The 19,489-nt window shown below is 42.8% G+C and carries 22 protein-coding genes; 10 read left to right on the top strand and 12 right to left on the bottom strand.

Annotation, left to right across the window (positions count from 1 at the left end; translation table 11 throughout):
* Window positions 1–7 precede the first annotated feature (7 nt).
* From tagF to F993_RS08735, 8 genes are all read left to right on the top strand, one after another.
* Window positions 8–967 (top strand): type VI secretion system-associated protein TagF, encoded by a 960-nt coding sequence (gene tagF, locus F993_RS08700; protein ID WP_004654749.1) that lies wholly within the window; start codon window positions 8–10, stop codon window positions 965–967.
* Entirely contained in the window at window positions 964–1,737 is a 774-nt protein-coding gene (locus F993_RS08705; RefSeq protein WP_004654748.1) for an OmpA family protein, read from the top strand. The genes tagF and F993_RS08705 overlap by 4 nt, the downstream gene beginning before the upstream one ends.
* Window positions 1,738–1,770: 33 nt before the next feature.
* Window positions 1,771–2,034 (top strand): PAAR domain-containing protein, encoded by a 264-nt coding sequence (locus tag F993_RS08710; RefSeq protein ID WP_004654745.1) that lies wholly within the window; start codon window positions 1,771–1,773, stop codon window positions 2,032–2,034.
* 151 nt (window positions 2,035–2,185) lie between these two features.
* Window positions 2,186–2,656, top strand: coding sequence for a hypothetical protein (locus F993_RS08715; RefSeq protein ID WP_004654743.1), 471 nt, complete (start codon window positions 2,186–2,188; stop codon window positions 2,654–2,656).
* Window positions 2,657–2,814: 158 nt separating this feature from the next.
* A complete protein-coding gene (locus F993_RS08720) occupies window positions 2,815–3,249 on the top strand; it encodes a hypothetical protein (RefSeq protein WP_004654741.1) in 435 nt (144 codons plus the stop codon).
* Window positions 3,250–3,578: 329 nt separating this feature from the next.
* Entirely contained in the window at window positions 3,579–4,349 is a 771-nt protein-coding gene (gene modA / locus F993_RS08725) for a molybdate ABC transporter substrate-binding protein (protein ID WP_004654739.1), read from the top strand.
* 4 nt (window positions 4,350–4,353) lie between these two features.
* On the top strand, window positions 4,354–5,049 hold the full coding sequence (gene modB / locus F993_RS08730) for a molybdate ABC transporter permease subunit (RefSeq protein ID WP_004654738.1): 696 nt from the start codon (window positions 4,354–4,356) through the stop codon (window positions 5,047–5,049).
* Window positions 5,046–5,663: an ATP-binding cassette domain-containing protein gene (locus F993_RS08735; RefSeq protein ID WP_004654735.1), complete on the top strand. Its 618-nt coding sequence runs from the start codon at window positions 5,046–5,048 to the stop codon at window positions 5,661–5,663. Before modB ends, F993_RS08735 begins: the two co-directional genes overlap by 4 nt.
* Here the strand turns inward: F993_RS08735 and F993_RS08740 are convergent.
* Complete coding sequence (locus F993_RS08740; RefSeq protein ID WP_004654733.1) at window positions 5,658–5,924, bottom strand: metal/formaldehyde-sensitive transcriptional repressor; 267 nt, start codon at window positions 5,922–5,924, stop codon at window positions 5,658–5,660. The genes F993_RS08735 and F993_RS08740 overlap by 6 nt on opposite strands.
* Window positions 5,925–5,979: 55 nt before the next feature.
* Here F993_RS08740 and dmeF point away from each other — a divergent pair, with 55 nt between their 5' ends.
* Window positions 5,980–6,972 carry a CDF family Co(II)/Ni(II) efflux transporter DmeF gene (gene dmeF, locus F993_RS08745; RefSeq protein WP_004654732.1) on the top strand — a complete coding sequence of 331 codons (993 nt, stop codon included), beginning with the start codon at window positions 5,980–5,982 and terminating at the stop codon, window positions 6,970–6,972.
* Between the two features lie 158 nt (window positions 6,973–7,130).
* Here dmeF and F993_RS08750 read toward each other — a convergent pair whose 3' ends face one another.
* The 9 genes from F993_RS08750 to F993_RS08790 all read right to left on the bottom strand — a co-directional run bounded on the left by F993_RS08750 (window position 7,131) and on the right by F993_RS08790 (window position 15,614).
* The gene (locus F993_RS08750) at window positions 7,131–7,415 is read right to left on the bottom strand and encodes a gamma-butyrobetaine hydroxylase-like domain-containing protein (RefSeq protein WP_004654730.1); all 285 of its coding nucleotides are present in this window, start codon (window positions 7,413–7,415) and stop codon (window positions 7,131–7,133) included.
* Window positions 7,405–8,397, bottom strand: a complete 993-nt coding sequence (locus F993_RS08755; RefSeq protein WP_004654728.1) for a HEAT repeat domain-containing protein — start codon at window positions 8,395–8,397, stop codon at window positions 7,405–7,407. The genes F993_RS08750 and F993_RS08755 overlap by 11 nt, the downstream gene beginning before the upstream one ends.
* A 12-nt stretch (window positions 8,398–8,409) precedes the next feature.
* Complete coding sequence (locus F993_RS08760; RefSeq protein ID WP_004654727.1) at window positions 8,410–9,231, bottom strand: ABC transporter ATP-binding protein; 822 nt, start codon at window positions 9,229–9,231, stop codon at window positions 8,410–8,412.
* Window position 9,232: 1 nt separating this feature from the next.
* Entirely contained in the window at window positions 9,233–10,075 is an 843-nt protein-coding gene (locus tag F993_RS08765; RefSeq protein ID WP_004654725.1) for an ABC transporter permease, read from the bottom strand.
* A 129-nt stretch (window positions 10,076–10,204) separates the two neighbouring features.
* Window positions 10,205–11,614, bottom strand: coding sequence for an ABC transporter substrate-binding protein (locus F993_RS08770; protein WP_004654723.1), 1,410 nt, complete (start codon window positions 11,612–11,614; stop codon window positions 10,205–10,207).
* 10 nt (window positions 11,615–11,624) lie between these two features.
* On the bottom strand, window positions 11,625–11,870 hold the full coding sequence (locus F993_RS08775) for a 4Fe-4S dicluster domain-containing protein (protein WP_004654721.1): 246 nt from the start codon (window positions 11,868–11,870) through the stop codon (window positions 11,625–11,627).
* A 10-nt stretch (window positions 11,871–11,880) separates the two neighbouring features.
* Window positions 11,881–13,620, bottom strand: a complete 1,740-nt coding sequence (locus F993_RS08780; RefSeq protein ID WP_004654719.1) for a fumarate reductase/succinate dehydrogenase flavoprotein subunit — start codon at window positions 13,618–13,620, stop codon at window positions 11,881–11,883.
* A 44-nt stretch (window positions 13,621–13,664) separates the two neighbouring features.
* Window positions 13,665–14,417: a GntR family transcriptional regulator gene (locus F993_RS08785; RefSeq protein WP_004654718.1), complete on the bottom strand. Its 753-nt coding sequence runs from the start codon at window positions 14,415–14,417 to the stop codon at window positions 13,665–13,667.
* Between the two features lie 252 nt (window positions 14,418–14,669).
* Entirely contained in the window at window positions 14,670–15,614 is a 945-nt protein-coding gene (locus F993_RS08790; RefSeq protein ID WP_004654717.1) for a LysR family transcriptional regulator, read from the bottom strand.
* Window positions 15,615–15,707: 93 nt separating this feature from the next.
* Between F993_RS08790 and F993_RS08795 the strand changes: the two genes are divergently transcribed.
* Window positions 15,708–16,349, top strand: a complete 642-nt coding sequence (locus tag F993_RS08795) for a LysE family translocator (protein WP_004654716.1) — start codon at window positions 15,708–15,710, stop codon at window positions 16,347–16,349.
* A gap of 46 nt (window positions 16,350–16,395) precedes the next feature.
* Here the strand turns inward: F993_RS08795 and F993_RS08800 are convergent, their stop codons facing one another.
* Window positions 16,396–18,366: a family 2A encapsulin nanocompartment cargo protein cysteine desulfurase gene (locus tag F993_RS08800; protein ID WP_004654715.1), complete on the bottom strand. Its 1,971-nt coding sequence runs from the start codon at window positions 18,364–18,366 to the stop codon at window positions 16,396–16,398.
* Window positions 18,341–19,273, bottom strand: a complete 933-nt coding sequence (locus tag F993_RS08805; RefSeq protein ID WP_004654714.1) for a family 2A encapsulin nanocompartment shell protein — start codon at window positions 19,271–19,273, stop codon at window positions 18,341–18,343. The genes F993_RS08800 and F993_RS08805 overlap by 26 nt, the downstream gene beginning before the upstream one ends.
* Window positions 19,274–19,489: the final 216 nt, after the last annotated feature.

The raw sequence follows: 19,489 nt of genomic DNA, 5'->3' as shown, positions 1-19,489 counted from the left end.
TGCTTGGATGCAACAAGTAAAAACGACAGCTTTGTACTATGGAAAGACACCGGCTCGTGGTGACTTTCTGAAATCCAAAGGGCAATACGCATTAATTCAAGTGCTAGATCAGTGGATTACAGAAGCGCTTGAGCATGCTATGCGTGCACCAGATTTTAAGCAGCGTTATGAATCTTTACCTGCATTGGATTTCTTTATTGCCAATCCTGCTGAGCCAATGTTTTTGGCTGCCAATTTAATTGCCAGCCAAGACAGCTCAGGACGTGCATTTCCGATGGTACTGAGTCAATTACTTGAAGTTGAGCAGCCTTATCAGAATCTCTTGCTAGCGCCGTTTTACTACAAGTCAGTCTTGGTCGATTTATTCCAGCGCAATCGGGTATTACGCAGTATTCGTGATACCAATATTATGTTGGAGAAGCTCAACAACCTACCGAATGTGGTTCAGATTTTCACTGTAGAAGAATGTAATGGTTTTTATGAAAACCATACTATGCATTCCTTTGCCCAATTGATGAAAATCAATGTCTATGAACTGGCACAGAGCATGATCGGATTGGGACTTTTGCTGCAACCAATCTTAAAAAATGGTACCAGTCGTTTAAATAAGGTGCTGATCCTACCCATCAATAATGCGATGTATTGCTATGAAATCGCAGCATTTTGGGTTGGGATGATTGGACGCTTCTTAGGTATCAATAATACTGAAATCCTGATTGGCATCTTGCATCGTGAAGAACCAATTTTATTCATTGGCTTCCAAGGTGCCGATATCATGGCGCTCAGCGATATTTTTACCCAAAACATGCAGAGCGAGCACTGGGTATCCTTAATCCAAGCACAATGGATTGATGCCTATCTGGAGCAGAATGCCGGCCTTGCCACACTCGAACAATCACTTTGTCAGCGTCAGTTGAGCCTTAACCAAGGTTTGAAGCTGTTCAGACAAACTTTTTTAGATGAATGAATATGAGAAATAATCCGAAATCTATCTGGGCAAGTTTACTGTTTGGCTTATGTGTTCTAGGTCAAAGCCATCTGCTCCATGCTGCACCAATTGTGGTAGAGGGGGTGGTGCCCAATGAGGAGAGCAAGCAGGCAATCTTGGTCAAAATGCAGTCTGTTTATGGTGCAGATCAAGTCGTGGACAAAATTCAGGTGCGCCCAGTTTCAGCGCCGAGTGGCTGGAGTGATTCAGTGACCCGCGTCATCACTCCTGATCTGAAGAAGATTTCACAAGGTCAGTTACGTGTTAGAGGAACTCAGGTTGATTTAACCGGTAAAATGACCGACCCAAATCAGATTCAACCGACTGCCAGCAGTTTTCAGGCTTTGGTCCAACAACCGTATCGATTCAATGCCCAACTTTCAGTGAATCAGGCTGAGCAAAAAATCATTGATGATGCTTTGAAGAACCGAATCATTGAATTTGAATCAGGGAGTGCCATTCTGACTGCAGCGGGACAACAGATTCTGGATGAAATGGCCGTGGCGTTAAATAAGGTTGGTGGCAAAAAAGTCAAAATTATTGGGCATACCGATAGCACTGGTGATGCCAATAAGAATACGGTATTAAGTCAGCAACGTGCTGCAGCGGTACAAAGTTATCTGGTGGGTAAAAGTATTGCTGCGGATCGTTTAAGTACCGAAGGTAAAGGTTCTAGTCAACCAGTTGCGGATAATGCAACTGCAGACGGTCGTAAGAAAAACCGCCGCATTGAATTTGAAGTACTTTAATCATTCATAAATCCAAATGTGAGGGATGGGATTATGGCAACACCCTATATCGTTGTTGGTTGTCCAACCACAGGTGGTGGGCAGGTCATCAGTGGAAATAGCAGCTTTCTCATTGAAGGCATTCCGATTGCTTGTGTTGGGGATAAGGCAACCTGTCCAAAACATAAAACTGTGGCGACGATAGTCGCTGGTGATCCGAATATGCAAGTCATGGGTAAAGCTGCTGCTAGAGTGAATGACCCACTATCTTGCGGCTGTAAATTATTGCCTAAACAGAATTTAGCCGTTAGAGGGTAAAGACTTTTAACGCCCTTTGATTTAGCAAAGGGCTCAAATTGTTCTTATTCCTGAGTTAGAAAATTGCCCGAAAGAACAGATTTTTGATCAAATAACAGATAGAGCATGAATAGATCGAAGGAGGTTCCGCATTTCATTTTGGGATGAGATTGTGGTGGTGTTAAAACAAATTTTTATCATCTTATTGCTTGTTTTTCTTTTAGGTTGTAAAGAAAAGCGGGTTGAAGATTTTAAGTATAAGTTTTCGGGTCATCGGCTTTGTGCAGTCAAAACAAATGACATTAATGCCGCGAGTGAGTTTGGTTTATTTGATAGCTCATTTAACGATGAGGGAAATTCATTTGACGAACAAATGTCTATTGAAATCTATAAAGAAAGTTTAGAGAACTTGTCGAATAAGAATAGTCCGTATATTTTTTGCTTTGACAGTTCAAAATTAAAAGATGGAACTTTAGAGACACAAATTAGATTAGAAATTAAAAAGGGGAAATATCTACGACAATATGAGTTCATCAATCATTCATGTTTATCTAGGTCTGGTTCAGCGCTTAATCTATCAAAAGATCAAGCCGTTCAAGTGTGTAGTTCAAAAGGAAGAAGATTCACAAACGATAGCGGTTAATTCTGCGTGAGTGATGAAGAGTTTTATATGAATTTTTAAGGTATGTAATTTATTTATAAATATTTTATTTCTGCGGGATAGCGTAAAAGAGTGATACTTATAGGGGTGAGTCCAGAGACGTATTTATATAAGTATCAAGGACTAAAGGGATCTGAAAAATGGAAAAAAGTATTTTATGGTTTTCTCTTGCTTTTGTGATACTAATTAGCCAAGCCTGTACAAAGCACACTCTATATTTCACGCCTGAAATTGTAGGGTATATTTATGATCGTAGGACTAAATTGCCTTTAGCCAACCAAACTGGTGAAATGGGTTTTAATGGGCAAACCAGTGACAAAGATGCACAAGTAAAATTAAAAGCTGATGGTCATTTTACAATTCCTTCTGTTAGAAAAACCTATTATTTTATAAAACCGAATACACGGAAACATAGTTATTTTCCATCAGAGATTTTCATAAGTTTCAAAGGTTATGAGTTTAGATCTTTTGATTATTCATCGGCTTATGTGGAACAGGTTCCTGAAGGTAAATCTAATTTTAACCACTACAAGAAAATTGATTTAGGCGTTATTTATTTGGATCCTGAAAAATAGCCTATTTGTCTTCACTTAGATTAATAGAAGATTAAAAAGAGATAATGGTAAAACCTTATATATTTTGTTGCCTTAATCTTAAAATAACAACTCCTGCTATTCACTCAAGATAGACTACGTCTATTCAGCATCATTAACTTGATGTACGAATAGGCGTGTTTTTGTTTTTGCATCCAAAAATACTAATTACAACACATACGGTTCAATACTTGATAGCGTTACAAACTGGTGAATGAATAATAAGAACAACACTGGCGAATTGTTATTTTTAGTGTATCTTTATTAAGCGATATATTTTTAAAAACATATCGAAAATCGAGGACAAAACAATGCCAACAATGATGAAAAAAACCTATCTCTGTGCTGTCGCTTTCGGGGCGAGTTTATTGATGCAGACCCATGCAATAGCCGCGGACGCAATTACAGTGTACGCAGCTGCAAGCTTAACAAATGCAGTGAATGAACTCGATGCAATCTATGAGCAAAAAAATAACATTGAGGTCAAAACCTCTTATGCAGGGTCTTCAACCTTAGCCAAGCAAATTGAGGCAGGTGCACCCGCTGATGTGTTTATCTCAGCTGATGTACAATGGATGGACTATTTACAGAATAAACAGCTGGTTACAGCAGCAGATCGGATTAATTTATTGGGCAACCGCTTGGTTGTGATTACCCCCAAAGATCACCCACTAAAATTAAAAATAGATAAAAGTTTTGATCCAAGTAAAGTCATCCAAGGCAAGCTATGTACAGGGGATACCAAAAGTGTGCCAGTCGGGAAATATGCTAAACAGGCGTTGAGCTCACTAGGGTGGTGGGACAAAGTTCAACCACGATTGGTTGAAACAGAAGATGTACGTGCCGCCTTAAACTTTGTAGCGCGTGGTGAGTGTCAAATCGGTATTGTGTATGCGACGGATGCTGCCATCAGCAAAGATGTGGTTGTGGCGGGTATCTTTCCCGAAAATACGCATCCACCAATTATTTATCCCGTGGGTTTAACCAAGAAGAATGCGGAATCGGTCAAATTCTATAAATTTCTACAAAGCGGACAGGCAAAAACGATATTTAAAAAATATGGGTTTAGCGTGTTGCAGTAACTAAATGATGATCTTAAGCCCTGAAGAAATTGAAGTTCTCAAGCTGTCCTGCAAAGTGGCAGCAGCGTGTCTGGTGTTTAGCTTAATTCCTGCAACTTTAGTGGCTTGGGTATTGGCCCGCAAAGAGTTTTGGGGAAAGTCACTATTTGAGACCTTGGTGTTCTTACCTTTGGTTTTGCCACCTGTCGTGCCCGGCTACTTATTGCTGCAATTGTTTGGTAATCGGGGACTGTTGGGGCAATATCTTGCACCGCTGGGTTTAGAGTTTGCTTTTAACTGGAAAGGCGCGGTATTGGCATCCGCGGTGATGGGCTTTCCTTTATTGGTACAATCGATTCGGCTGGCGATTGAACTGGTCGATCAACGCTTGGAGCTGGCAGCGAAAACCTTGGGTGCATCTTCCTTTGGGGCGTTTATGCAGGTGACATTACCGCTCGCCAGTAGTGGTATTTTAGTTGGTGCTATTTTATGTTTTTGCCGAAGTTTAGGTGAGTTTGGTGCAACGATTACCTTTGTTGGCAATATTGCTGGCGAAACCCGCACTTTACCGTTGGCAATGTATAGTTTGATGCAGCAACCCGATACCGAAGCCGCAGTATGGCGATTGATTATCCTGTCTTTATCGGTGGCATTCTTTGCCTTATGGTTTGCACAGTGGTTCAATCGTTATCAGAAAAATAAGCGTGGATATTCAACATGATTGATTGTCATATACAGCTACAGCAAGGGCAATTTTGTCTGGATCAACGCTTTCAGTCTGATCAGACGGTAATTGGGTTATTTGGGGCTTCTGGTTCGGGGAAAACCACCATATTACACAGCATTGCAGGCTTAATCCGACCTCAATCGGGCTGGATTAAAATTCAGCATCAGACTTGGTTCGATCAAGGTCAGAATATTCATCTCAGTACGCAACAGCGTCGCGTAGGCTTGGTGTTTCAGGATGCGCAATTGTTCCCACATAAAAACGTCAAACAGAATTTACTGTTTGGTTTTAAGCATATTGCACCACAACAACGTCAGTTCGAAGTGGACTATATTGTAGAGTTGCTGAAATTGGCGCATTTGCTGGAACGTATGCCGATTAAGCTGTCTGGGGGAGAAAAACAGCGAGTGGCTTTGGGAAGAGCCTTACTGTACTCGCCACAATTGCTGCTTTTAGATGAGCCACTGTCTGCACTGGATACCGCGCATAAAGCCGAGATCATTCCCTTTTTTCAACGCGTTAAACAGGAAATCAAGATCCCAATGCTGTATGTGAGTCATGATCATGCCGAGATCGAGCAACTGAGTGACACCATTTGGTATTTATAAATAGCGTTGTAATAAGGTGAAAAACTTTTCGACTTCTTCCTCATCGACATGATCAGCACCTTTTAATACATGTTCTTTTAAGTGTTGTTCGATCAACTGGTTCATTAAACCATTCACCGCACCTTTGACTGCTGCAACCTGTTGTAGAACTTCTATGCAAGAACTTTCAGGATTTGTGATTGATTTCTCGACTGCTGCGAACTGTCCTTGAATCCGCTTAAGACGATTTAAAATTTTCTTATCTTGATGGAGGTGAGACATACTTTTTTTCCTAAAAAATATATACTAGGGCGAGTATATTGGAAGACTAAAATAAATGCAGCATAGTAACCTAGAACGACGTCATTCTCATCAGTTTGATCAAGGAAATCCTTTAGCGCAAAAAAGAATTTTAATTGCCACCCTTTTAACTGCGGTGATGATGGTGCTGGAAATTCTGGGCGGCTGGTTTTTTAATTCGATGGCTTTACTTGCCGATGGCTGGCATATGAGCTCGCATATGCTGGCCTTGGGACTGGCTTATTTTGCCTATCGTATGGCGCGACATTATGCGCAGGATCAACGCTTTAGTTTTGGTACATGGAAAATTGAAATTCTGGCGGGATATAGCAGTGCGATTTTATTGATGGTGGTCGCGCTGTTGATGGGGATTCAGTCACTCGAGCGTTTATTTAATCCTGTCACCATTCATTTTAATGAAGCGATTCCGATTGCGATTATTGGCCTGATGGTCAATCTGATCTGTGCTTGGCTATTACATGAAGGTGGTCATGATGATCACCATCACCATTCGCATAGCCACCATCATGAAGAACATCATCATGCTCATGACCATCACCATTCGCATAGCCACCATCATGAAGAACATCATCATGCTCATGACCATCATGATTTAAATCAAAAAGCAGCTTTTTTACATGTGGTTGCTGATGCTGTCACTTCAGTGCTCGCGATTATTGCCTTATTTGCGGCCAAATATTTTGGCTGGAATTTTCTGGATGCTTTGCTTGGAATTGTGGGTGCATTGCTGGTGGCGAAATGGTCTTGGGGGCTAATGCAGGAAACCGGTAAAACCTTACTGGATGCCGAAATGGGTCATCCTGTGGTTGAGGAAATACGTGAGGTGATTGCCGGGTTTTCACAGGTTGACATTACCGATCTGCATGTGTGGAAAGTGGGGAGAGGCAAGTTCTCATGTATTGTAGGTCTGGAAACGACATTGACCGATCTTAATCCTGATCAGGTCAAAGCCGCGCTGGCGATTCATGAGGAAATTGTGCATGCCTCAGTAGAAATTCATCATATTTAACTTAGAACGTCATCGAGTGGCATTTTGATCTACTCGATGAACTTTATATTTTGATTGCAATAAAATAGGGAAGATCACAATTTAGATGATCTATTCTATTTGCCTCATAATTCAAAATGATTAGTTTTAACAATAGAGCTTATCATTTTGAATCTTCTTTATTGACTCAGTTCTTTTAAAAAAGTCCAAGGAAAAATCCCTTGTTCATGCCCATCATCAAAGCAGATTTGAATCCCATAACCTTGAGAATAGATTGCTGTAATAGAGACATGATCTGGAGTTGGAATTTCCTTTTGGCGCAGACGCTTTGCTCGACAAAATCCACAAGGGCAACTGGCTCTCAGATGAGCATGGCTAAAATCTTTTTCAGTTCCATCCTCCCACGAGAGAAAAAGGCGTTGCCGTTCGATATCGACATTAAGCTGATAAGGTTCAACTGACATATTGTTTCTCCTGAATGAGTGCTAGTCCAATTCGAATTGATTTACGTACTTCCGGATCAGGATCTTCGGCATGCTGTAATAAAACATGCTGAGCGGATTCCCCACCAATTTCTCCCAAGGCAATCGCAACTTCTTTACGGAGGTTACTGATGTCATGCTGGAAATTTTCTTGGAGTTTGGCGATTGCCGCTTTGGATTTGAGTAAACCCAAACTGCGCGCAACTGCAATGCGAACCTGCCAATAAGGGTCATCTAGTTGTTGCAAAAGTGGTTGTTCTAAGTCAAGGACCTTTAATTTTCCAATGGTCAAGGCAGCTTCGACCCTGAGTTGCCATGCCTCGGCTGTGAGAGAACTGTGTAAAGCTGATAAAATTTTGGGTGTTGAAACTTGAATTGCTGCCAAGCCACCTGTGGCGGTACGGCGGATTTCAGTATCAACATCATGCTGTGCGATATGTGCTAAGGTTGCTAAGCCTTCCTGTTTCTGCAACCAACACAATGTACTGACTGCTTCTTTACGGACCAAGGCATTGCGATGCTGAACATGTTCGAGGATGGTTTCGAATAACGGTTCAGCCCGTAATTCCCTGATTGCTCTCAAAATCGAAGCAATCACAAAGTCATTTTGATGCTGCAAATATGTTGCCAGATGATCAGCAGATTCAGCATGTTTAATTTCACTTAAACTTTGCGCTGCAGCGGTACGCACATTCTCATGAGGATCACTCAAAGCTTGAGCCAAAGTATGTAAAGACGTCGCATCCTCCCAACCTTCTAAACGAGTGGCGGCCAACTCACGAACTTTGCTTGCAGAATCATGTAACACTGCGTGCTGTAACCAAGCCAATAATTCTGTTTGTTCTTCATCGGCAATATTCATAATCGCCACAAAGCGGATATTTTCATCGTCCTGATTCAGTTGAAGGAGATAATCAGCATAATCCTCATCAATATCAGCAAGGATTGGGTAATTTAGACTCATATTTTATGCTTCCTAAACAGCGGCTTTCTGATTTAAGCCGAGTGGATTTAACCGACTCAGTTCGGCTTGGGTGGCCTGTTTTAATACTTGAATGCAATGTTTTTTAATTTGGGTAAATTCAGTCGAAGTCACCAGATCAACATGACGTGGACGTGCAAAATCCAGTTTGATTTCTTCGATAATACGTCCCGGACGATGGCTCATGATCAAGACTCGATCCGCCAGAAATAAAGCTTCATCAATATCGTGGGTAATGAACAACACCGACGTTTGTATGCTTTGCCAGATTTCAAGCAATAGTTCCTGCATCTTTAAACGAGTCTGAGCATCCAGCGCGCCAAAGGGTTCATCCATCAGCAATACACGAGGCTGATTAATCAACACGCGTGCAATTTCAACCCGTTGTTGCATACCACCAGACAGTTCGGCAGGGTATTTATGTTCAAAACCTTTTAAGCCGACCAGTTCAATCATTTGTGCTGCTTGTTCTTGTCTTTTAGCCTTGGAAATTCCTTTCATTTTTAAGCCGAAGCACACATTCTCTAGCACACTTTTCCATGGAAATAGGGTGTGTTGCTGAAATACCAAACCACGATCCGAAGAAGGTTTTTCTATAGCTTTTTGATCCAGCAACATGCTGCCTGAGCTGATCGGTAAATGACCTGCCAGTGCACCGAGCAATGTTGATTTGCCACAACCCGAAGGACCCAGTAAACAGACAAATTCACCTGCCTGAACGTCAAAAGAGACATGATCCAGTGCCTGAAAGCGTTGTTTATCCTGACCCAGATGAAGATTGATATTGTTTAAATGAATATGACCGTACTGATGCATGTTATGCCTTCCTTAACTGATACCAAGGGGTAAGTTTTTTACCGAAATAGCGCAGAAAAGCACTGCTGAACATACCTAATGCACCGATCAAGAGCATGCCAACAATAATGTCTGCATAGTTTTGCAAGGTAAAAGACTCCCATGTGAAATAGCCGATACCGAGCTGACCTGAAATCATTTCAGCCGTAACCAGACAGAACCAGCAGGTGCCCATGCCAATCGCAAGGCCAGTGGTGATACTGGGTAACGAGCCTGGAATAATCACTTCGCGCAAAATGGCAAACTGACCTGCACCTAGACTTTTTGCGGATGCAATGAGACGTTGGTCAACGGCTTCAACGCCATGAATGGTATTGAGCAATATTGGAAATAGTGCACCTAAAAAGGTAATGAAAATCATCGAAGCTTCTGATGATGGAAACATTAAAATTGCTAAAGGAATCCATGCAACGGCCGGAATCGGACGCAAGATTTCTAGGGGTGGCATCAATAGTGCAGCCAAGGTTTTGGAATAACCAATCAATAATCCTAAAATAACCCCAATTACTGATGCGAGTAAGAAGCCAATCAGAACTCGAGTAATACTGGCTTTGACATGTGCAAGCGCGGTATCTAATTCGGCAAAAGCAAGTAGAGACTGAATCACCTCTCGTGGCGAAGGTACATTGGAAAAATTGATTAGCCCTAAATTTAAATGATGCTGTGAAGCCAGTTGCCAAAATACCAGACTGAACACCAGTGACACGGCACCTAAGCTGTATGAAATGATACGACTTTTTGAAAATTTCAGCACAGGGCGGATTGCCTTAGACTGAATCGGTTGGGTATCCGCTAAACTATTCATATTGTTTTCTCCTGAATCTCAAAATCCCCCTAAATCCCCCCTTTAAAAGGGGGACTTTTCACGAGTCTAAAGACTGACTAAGATTCGTGAGGCTCCTCCCTTTCTAAAGGGAGGTCGGGAGGAATTTGATCACTTCACCAACTTTTGGGCATTATTAAAGTCATAGACTTTGCCACCATGTGTTTTGGCCCAATTGTTGGCATCTCCACGCAGTAAGAAGGCACTGATCTGACCGTTTTTATCGGTGGCATACCATGCCAGATTCGCCAGTAATTTGATTTTTAAATTACGGTCTTGGTTGTAGACCACACGGATGTTTTTACCGCTCTGCTTAAATTTATTTAAATCTGCAAAGGCAGTTTCAGGTGTAGCATAACTACGTACTTGGGCTTCGCCTTTCACCCAAATTTGTGTAACGCGATCAAAACTTTGAATCGGTTTTTGCGTCAGGGCATCTTTGGCAACGAGAGGGGATTGAGCGTAATTTTTGAGTTGTTGCGCGTAATTCAAGCCTGCACTCTGGAAGGCTTTTTTAATGTATTGATCATCAATGAATTGATTGACATTGATATCAACATCATCACGACCCAGATATTTCAAAGTATCGACTGCGGTTTGAGTGGCTTGTTTGTATTCTGGTTTCCAAGTCAGGTCACGGGTTTGTACACCGAGAGGTCCATGAAATAAATATACCACTTCGGCTGGGATCCCTGTTTTGGCTGCGATCAGTTCACTGTATTTTTCTGGTTGTTTACGGATCAGTTGATCGGCTTCAATTGTTGCGCGTAAATAGGCCTGAATAATTTCTGGATATTGTTGTGCATAGGATTTGCTGGCTAAAGAACCATGAAAGGTTGGGGTTTTAGCCTGCGCACCGTCATAAATCTTGCGGGCAAAACCTTGGTAGGGAAATAATTCGGCAAAAGGAACGAAGTCAGCATGAGCATCAATCTTATTGCTTTTGAGTGCTGGGCCTGCAACCTCAGGTGCTTGGGCAATAATTTTGACATCCTTTTTTGGGTCCCAACCTTGGGCTGCAACGGCACGCAGTAACAGGCCATGTGCGGTTGAGGCAAAAGGTACAGAAATGGTTTTTCCTTTTAAATCTTGGATCGAGTTAACCTCAGAATCCAGCGGAACCACGATGCCATTACCACTGCCAGTGGTACTGCCAGAGAGCACACTCAGGAAAATACTTTCTTTACCTGTCTTTTTAAACGCGACATTGTTATTAACCGCAGGAAAGTCTGCCATTGCGCCAATATCTAAACGACCAGCCACCATTTCACTGGTCAATGGCGCGCCAGAGGTAAAGTTTTTCCAGACAATATCGTATTTGGCATCTTTGTATTTACCTGTTTTGGGCAAATATTTAGGGAGTAGATTTAATTCACGAATCAGCAAGCCCCCAGTGGCACAGTTAATGGTGGTATCTTGAGTACCAATCGCAATCCGAATATTTTCTGCATGTGCTGAGTTAAGGACCGTCAGTAAACTACTGCTTAGAATCAGGCTTTTGGCTAAGTGGTTGAGTCTCATGTTGTTCCCCTCATTTAAGTAAATATGGAATGTTGACTTGAATGGCATCGGTCGGGCAGTCTTTCTCGCATGGCATGCAATACCAGCATTCATCAAACTGCATATAGGCTTTTTTACTTTCTGGATGAATCGCCAATAAGTCCATTGGGCAAACATCAACACAGACGGTACAACCTTTATCCGCAATACATTTATCTTCATCCACCAACACAGGTGCGGCAGTACGGTGGGCAATTTCTTTAAAAATAAAAGCCATGTGATGTTCCTTATTCGACTGTTTCAGCCACTAATTTTTTATTAATCCGTAATAGGTTGTACGAATTGGCCTCATCTTGCTCAATTGGTATCAGATAGGGCTCTACCGCTTGTTTGAAGCTGACCATATTGCCGTATTGATCTTTTTTCAGATGGGTATGACAGAACCAGTCCCGATCATTTTTTTCTGGACAATCTGCACGGTAGTGATACAGCCCCCAACGACTTTCTTCACGGAACAGCGAGGCACGTGCTGCCATTTCGGCGCAGTCCCGAATCACAGCGACTTCAGCGGCACGCATTAATTCGTGTGGGTGACTGGCATTGATCTGTTCAATATCAGCTTTGATTTCCTCAAAGCGTTTCAGTGCAATTTCAATTTTTTGTCGGGTTTTGGGTGGCTGTAAGTAGTCATTAACCATTCGACGTAACTTGTATTCCACTTGTTCCGATGACAGTCCTTCTGGGCGGTGCAAGGGTGCAAAAACACGGGCCTTTTCAGCTTCAATTTCATCAGTATTCAATTCTGAATCGGCTCGTTCTACGACATATTCAGCAGCATTGACCCCAGCAAACCAGCCATAGGTAAAGGCACCGAGCATGTAGTTATGCGGAACGGCTGCCATATCACCCGCGCTATACAGACCTTTGACGGAGGTCTCGGCTTTTTCATTGATCCACACTCCAGAAGCACTGTGTCCACTACAGAAACCAATTTCTGAAATCTGCATTTCCACCATATCTTGTCGGTAATCGGTGCCACGTCCTTCATGGAAACGTCCACGACTTGGGCGTTCATTGGTATGTAGAATTTCTTCAATGGTTTGAATGGTTTCTTCGGCTAGATGATCCATTTTCAGGAACACTGGGCCATTGCCACTTTGTAGTTCCTGATAGAACTCCCACATCATTTGGCCTGACCAGTAGTCACATTCAATAAAACGTTCGCCTTTGCTGTTGGCGGTATAGCCACCTAACGGACCGGTCACGTAGGCACAGGCCGGGCCGTTATAATCTTTGATCAGCGGATTGATCTGGAAGCATTCCAGATTGGAGAGTTCAGCTCCTGCATGGTAAGCCATGGCATAGCCATCACCTGCATTGGTCGGGTTTTCATAGGTTCCCATTAGATAGCCAGATGCAGGCAAGCCCAAACGTCCTGCTGCACCGCAACATAAAATCGCAGCCTTGGTTTTGATCACATAGAAATCACCATTGCGGCAGTCAAAGCCCAGTACGCCGTTGATGGCTCCCTCAGCATTTTTTAATAGGCGGGTAGTGACAATGCGGTTATTGATTTTGACCTGAGCACGTTTCAGTTGGCGATACAGTACTTTTTTAATGTCATGACCTTCAGGCATAGGCAGCACATAAGCACCCATGTGATGGACTTTTTTGACCGCATATTCACCGGTTTCATCTTTTTCAAATTTCACGCCCCATTGATCCAGTTGCTGAATGGTGGTGAAACTGTGTTTGGCATAGGCATAGACCGTGGCTTGATTGACAATGCCATCATTGGCAATGGTAATTTCCTTGGTATATTGCTCAGGCGTGGCATAACCTGGAATGACGGCATTATTCAGGCCGTCCATGCCCATTGAAATTGCGCCACTGCGCTTCACATTGGCTTTTTCAATCAGTAAAACTTTCAGGTTGGGGTTGGCTGTTTTGGCTTTGATGGCTGCCATTGGGCCAGCCGTCCCCCCACCGATGACGACAATGTCATAGTCCAGTGTAATCGTATTCATGTTGTGCCTTTTTGAGTGCGTTTTAATTCACAAGGTTGGTGACGTTAGGTATTTCTTTTTCGATCTACCCTTAAACGGTATTGGAAGGTCTCTCCTGAGAAGTAGAGATATTCGAAGTCAATCGGATGTCCAGCATGATCGTGAGTCAGTCGCTCCACTCTTAATAGTGGTGCGTTGATATCGACTTGCAGCAGTTCACTGAGTTCTTCGTCAGCAAGGGTGGCATCAATGTTTAAATCTGCATGTCCCAAGGCAATCGATAAATCTTCTTCAATCGCTAAAAATACATCACGCGTGGAGAGGTTGATCTCTTGCAAAGCTAGTCCAATCGCTTCCGGTAAATAGGTGAGTTCAAATGAAACGGGTTTACGGTTAAGTAAGCGAATGCGTTTGATTTCCACCACAGTACTGTTCACTGAAACTTTTAATTTCGATGCAATTTGTGGCGTAGCGGGAATAAAGCGAAACTCTTTGACCACGTTAAAGACCTCATGTCCCATATTGGTCATGGCTTCTGCAAAGCCTTGTAATTGGGAAATGTTCTGAAAGGTTTTCGGTGCGCTAACGAAAGTACCTTTACCTTGAATCTTGTAAACCAAGTGTTCGAGCTGAAGTTGATTGAGTGCCTGACGAATGGTGATACGGCTGACATTAAATAATTCACTCAGTTCTTTTTCAGATGGCAATTGCTGATGAATCTGATAGCTGCCCTCGACGATCTGCTGAAGCAGGGCCTGATAGACTTGATCATACAATGGGCGTTCGCCACTTACTTTATTCACAATCGGTTGGTTCATTGAACTTAAACTTGTTATAACAACTTGGTTGTTAGATTATCGATTATGCAAAATGAAGAAAAATAACTTATGCAGCAAAAAATATCTGTTTTTGTGCATTGCCTATTGCACAGGATGAAAATAAAGATGCTTTTTATTGTTTTAAGAATGGATGATTTTTATTGATATATAAATGAAAATCAATATTTTAAGATATATTGATTTTCATTTGGTTTGCTATTATCGCCAGATTTATAAATGAAAGTGATCGTTTTAACTTGAGGTGTTTTGCGGAAATAAGACCGGTTCTGCGGCTAATTTTTCTGCCAAATATTGAATGAACACACTCAATTTAGGTGGAACATGACGGGTAGGCGGATAGAGCAACCATGCGCCACCACTGTAATGGGTCTTAAAATGCCAATCAGGTAAAACCTGAACCAAACTCCCTTGTTCTAAGGCATGGCGTGCCACGAAGTAAGGCAAACTGGCAATGCCTAAGTGTTGTAAAGCGGCACTGAGACGCACGCCAGTGTGATTGGCTGCATAACGACCACGGACTGGCACCGTAATCGATTTCTGTTCCTGCTGGAATTTCCACTTCGAATCATTGGGCTGTTCACCCAAATAAATACATTGATGCTGCTTTAAATCATGTGGATGTTGCGGTGTGCCATGTCGCTGTAAATATTCTGGCGTAGCACAAATTAAATGATCAATATCAATCAGTTTTCGTCCCATCAAGCCACCTGGCGGCTGTTCGGTAATACGAATCGCCAGATCGACACCATCATCAATCAAGTCAATGTAACGGTCTTCCAATAGCAATTGAATATCAATTTTTGGATATAGTGCCAGGAATTCAGGCAAATGTGGGTGCAGCATAAAATGCCCAACGGCTTTGGGCACACTGATCCGAATAATGCCCTGTGGTTCAATATGAAACTGACCTGAGCTTTCCATTACTGCCTGTGCCGCATTGACCATGTCGACACAGCGTTCATACACCTGTTGACCGCTTTCACTTAAGCGCAGTTTACGTGTGGTGCGATGCAATAAGCGTGTACCTAAAGCTCGTTCTAAACGGGCAATGGCGCGGCTCACGGCAGACGGGGTTGAACCGAGCTGACGTGCAGTTTCAGAAAAGCTTTCCGTTTCGACAACTTTGACAAAAGTTGCCATTTCATTTAACAGAATCAGACTTTGATTTGTGCTCATGAAGCAAAAGTTATTTGGATTTTGATTGGATTATCGCGCTTTAAAAATCGCAATACAATCTTTTTTCCTGTAGTCATGATGGAGATAAATCAAATGTGGCAGTTGTATGGACATGAGTTTCTGGCCTTGGCATTGATCCATTTTATGGCAGTCGTTTTACCGGGTCCTGATTTTATTATTACAGTACGACAAAGTGTACGATATGGTTATTTAATTGGCTGTATCACTGCAATCGGCATTGGTGTCGGCATTTCGGTACATGTGTTTTATACCTTGGTGGGGGTTGGCGTGCTGATCCAGCAAAGTGTCTGGTTAATGTCGTTATTACGTGTTGCAGGCGCGGCTTATTTGATTTATTTGGGCTGGCAATGTTTACGTAGTCAACCGAATGCCAATCTGGATATTTTGGCAGGGGAAGCGCTGGGCAAACCGAGCTTGATCCAAGCCTTTAATATGGGCTTTTTGACCAACGCGTTAAATCCGAAAGCGACCGTTTTCTTTTTGGCAATTTTTACCACCATTGTCAGTCCGACCACACCGTTAAAAGTTCAAATTGGTTATGGCGTCTGGATGTGTCTAGTCAATGCTGTGTGGTTTATTTTGGTCAGCATTATGTTTGCTCAGCCTGTTGTACGGAAACGCTTTTTAGAGTTTGGCGTGTATTTCGAACGAGTGATGGGGGTTATCTTGAGTGCAGTTGCAATACGGTTGATCTGGAGCGTTGCCTTTGCCTGAACATAAAAAAGACTGCACTCAGGCAGTCTTTTTTATTGGAGAGGGGTTAAGCACTGCGTTTGTTTCTGGTCAGTTGATGTAAGACTGACACCAGCAAATCAATTTCTTCCGTGGTGTTATAAAACGCTAAAGAAGGACGCACAGTTTGTTCTACACCAAAACGACGCAAGATCGGCTGAGCACAATGATGTCCTGAACGCACCGCAATGCCATGTTGATTCAGTGCCTTACCTACTTGCTCGGTCGAATAACCTGCAAGAGTAAAGGACATCACACTGGCTTTATTTCTGGCTGTACCAATTGGTCTCAAACCTGAAACAGTACTCAATGCATGTTGACCATATTCCAGTAAGTCATGTTCATAACGGGCAATATTATGAATGCCGAGGCGTTCCACATACTCCAGCGCAGCACCTAAACCGACTGCATCAGCAATATTACCCGTGCCAGCTTCAAACTTATTTGGAGCAGGTTGATAAACCACTTGTTCAAAAGTCACGTCTTGAATCATATTGCCACCGCCTTCCCAGACTGGCATCGTCTCTAGAATTTCAGGCTTGGCATAGACTGCACCAATGCCTGTCGGTCCAAACACTTTATGCCCTGAGAATACAAAGAAGTCGGCATCAATCGCTTGAACATCGGTTGGCATATGCGAAACCGATTGAGCACCATCGACCAAGACCCGCACACCTTTAGCATGCGCGATTTTGATGACCTCAGCGACAGGTGTTACCGTACCTAAGGCGTTGGACACTTGGGTAATAGAGATCAGTTTGGTGCGTTCATTGATCAGTTTTGGCAGTTCTTCCAAAATGATTTGGCCAGTATCATCCACTGGAATGACACGGAGTTTGGCACCGATTTTTTTGGTGAGTTGAAACCAAGGTACGATGTTGGCGTGATGCTCCAGATGAGACACGATGATTTCATCACCTTCAGCAATATTTTGTTCGCCCCACGTCTTGGCAATCAGATTAATGCCTTCAGTGGTGCCACGAACAAAAATGATTTCCTTGGATGATTTTGCCCCAATAAAACGAGCCACCACATTACGTGCATGTTCATAGGCATCGGTTGCACGTGCTGCTAATTCATGTGCAGCACGATGAATATTGGAATTTTCATGCTGATAAAAATAGGCAATACGATCAATCACGCTTTGTGGTTTCTGTGTCGTTGCTGCATTATCAAACCAAACCAGAGGTCGACCATTGACGCGTTCTTGCAGAATGGGGAAGTCACGACGGATCGCTTGAATATCCAAGGGCTGAGCGGCATTGGCAACAAACTGTGGCTGTGAAGGTTGATAATTGCCATAACTCTCATTACTTTGTGGCAAATCCAAAAAATAGAAACCTGTGGAAGCGGTACTTTTAGGTTGAGCTAAACTTGGTTGGTCTTGCTGCAACAAGCTTTTTAGCGCATCGCCGTGTGGTAATTGAAATGATTGTGCTGTTGCAAAACTGGCAGCATCAAATTCAGAACTTGAAGTGTTGGGGGCTGCAAAATCATTTAAAAAATAAAATGGTGATGCCTCACTTGCTGATGGGCTAGAAGGTTCAACCAAAGGCACATTCGGTGCACTATGAATCGCCTGTGGAAAATTCGGTTCAATCGGTGGTCGAGGTAAGTTCGCTCCACCGACCACGGGTGCAGAGGCAATGGCACGACGTTCAGGATAATCGGGATAGTTTGGGATATGCTCAGGATATTCTGGATTCAAACTTTTTTCATAAGCAATATTGGGCGCACGACCACTTAACGCTGCTAAAGGTTCAGCAGGTTGGGGTTGATGGGGTGGTGTACCCACATTCGGCAAGTCTAAATTCAAACCAGAAGAATGACCACCGCCTGAGCTTGGCAGCGCTGCAAAAAATTCAGAGGCGAGTCTTGAAAGTGTTGCTTCATCCGGGAAGTTGGACGGTGGGTTAACACCGACCACTTCAGAACCCGTTGGACCACCTTGCCCAGTAGCTGTAGAAGATAGCTTACTTGTAGTTAACTGGGTAGTCATGATATTTGTCCACCTCCACATCTTCGAGCACAGCCAACGCATCCTCAGTCAATACTGCCAATGAGCAGTACAGTGAGATCAGATAAGACGCAATTGCATTGCGATTGATGCCCATAAAGCGTACGGAAAGCCCTGGGGACTGCTCGCCAGCCAAGCCCGGTTGGAACAAGCCCACAACACCTTGGCGTTTTTCACCCACACGGAGTAGCAAGATTTTGGTTTTACCATCTTCCACTGGAATCTTATTTGATGGAATCAATGGGACACCACGCCATGTGATGAACTGCGAACCGAATAAACTGACGGTTGGTGGTGGCACGCCACGACGGGTACATTCACGACCGAATGCAGCAATCGCATCTGGATGTGCCAAGAAGAACCCCGGTTCTTTCCAGACTTTACGGAGTAAATCATCAAAGTCATCTGGGGTTGGTGGACCATTTAAAGTTGAAATACGCTGTTCATCTGCGACACTGGCCAATAAACCATATTCAGGGTTATTGATCAGCTCGCTTTCTTGGCGTTCTTTTATGGTTTCAATGGTTAAGCGTAATTGTTCTTTGATTTGATCATGTGGGCTGCTGTAAAGATCAGCAACACGGGTATGGATATCCAAAACAGTAGAAACACCATTGAGGAAATATTCACGCGGTTGCGCATCATAATCAACAAAGGTTTGCGGCAATGTGGCCTCATCACGTTGTGTACAGGCCACTTGGATGTCATCAGTATTGCTGACACGGTTAACGCGATAAATACCTGCTTCCACAGGAATCCATTGCAATAAATGTGTGAGCCAACGCGGGGTAATGGTCGAAAGTTGTGGAACGGTCTTGGTGGCATTGGCAAGCTGTCTAGCTGCATGATCACCAAGTGCAAGTTGGACTTTATCTGTAGTTTTTGCCATGAATCAATTTTCCTGTTGTCTTTGGCTTTGTTAATAAAAATTGGTTTTATTGCAATAATATTTAATGATTTATTTCGCTAGACTAGAGGCTATTTAGTTTTTTTAAAAATATTATTATGAGATAAATAATCGTGAATTATTCGCTTATTACTCATAAGAATATAATTATGAAAAATAAATATAAGTATTGAATATACGTTGTTTATTCTTACACCA

It is taken from the genome of Acinetobacter proteolyticus (assembly GCF_000367945.1).
GTDB lineage: Bacteria > Pseudomonadota > Gammaproteobacteria > Pseudomonadales > Moraxellaceae > Acinetobacter > Acinetobacter proteolyticus.
The sequence above is the reverse complement of the archived record's forward strand: the minus strand, read 5'-3'. Positions and strand labels throughout refer to the sequence as shown.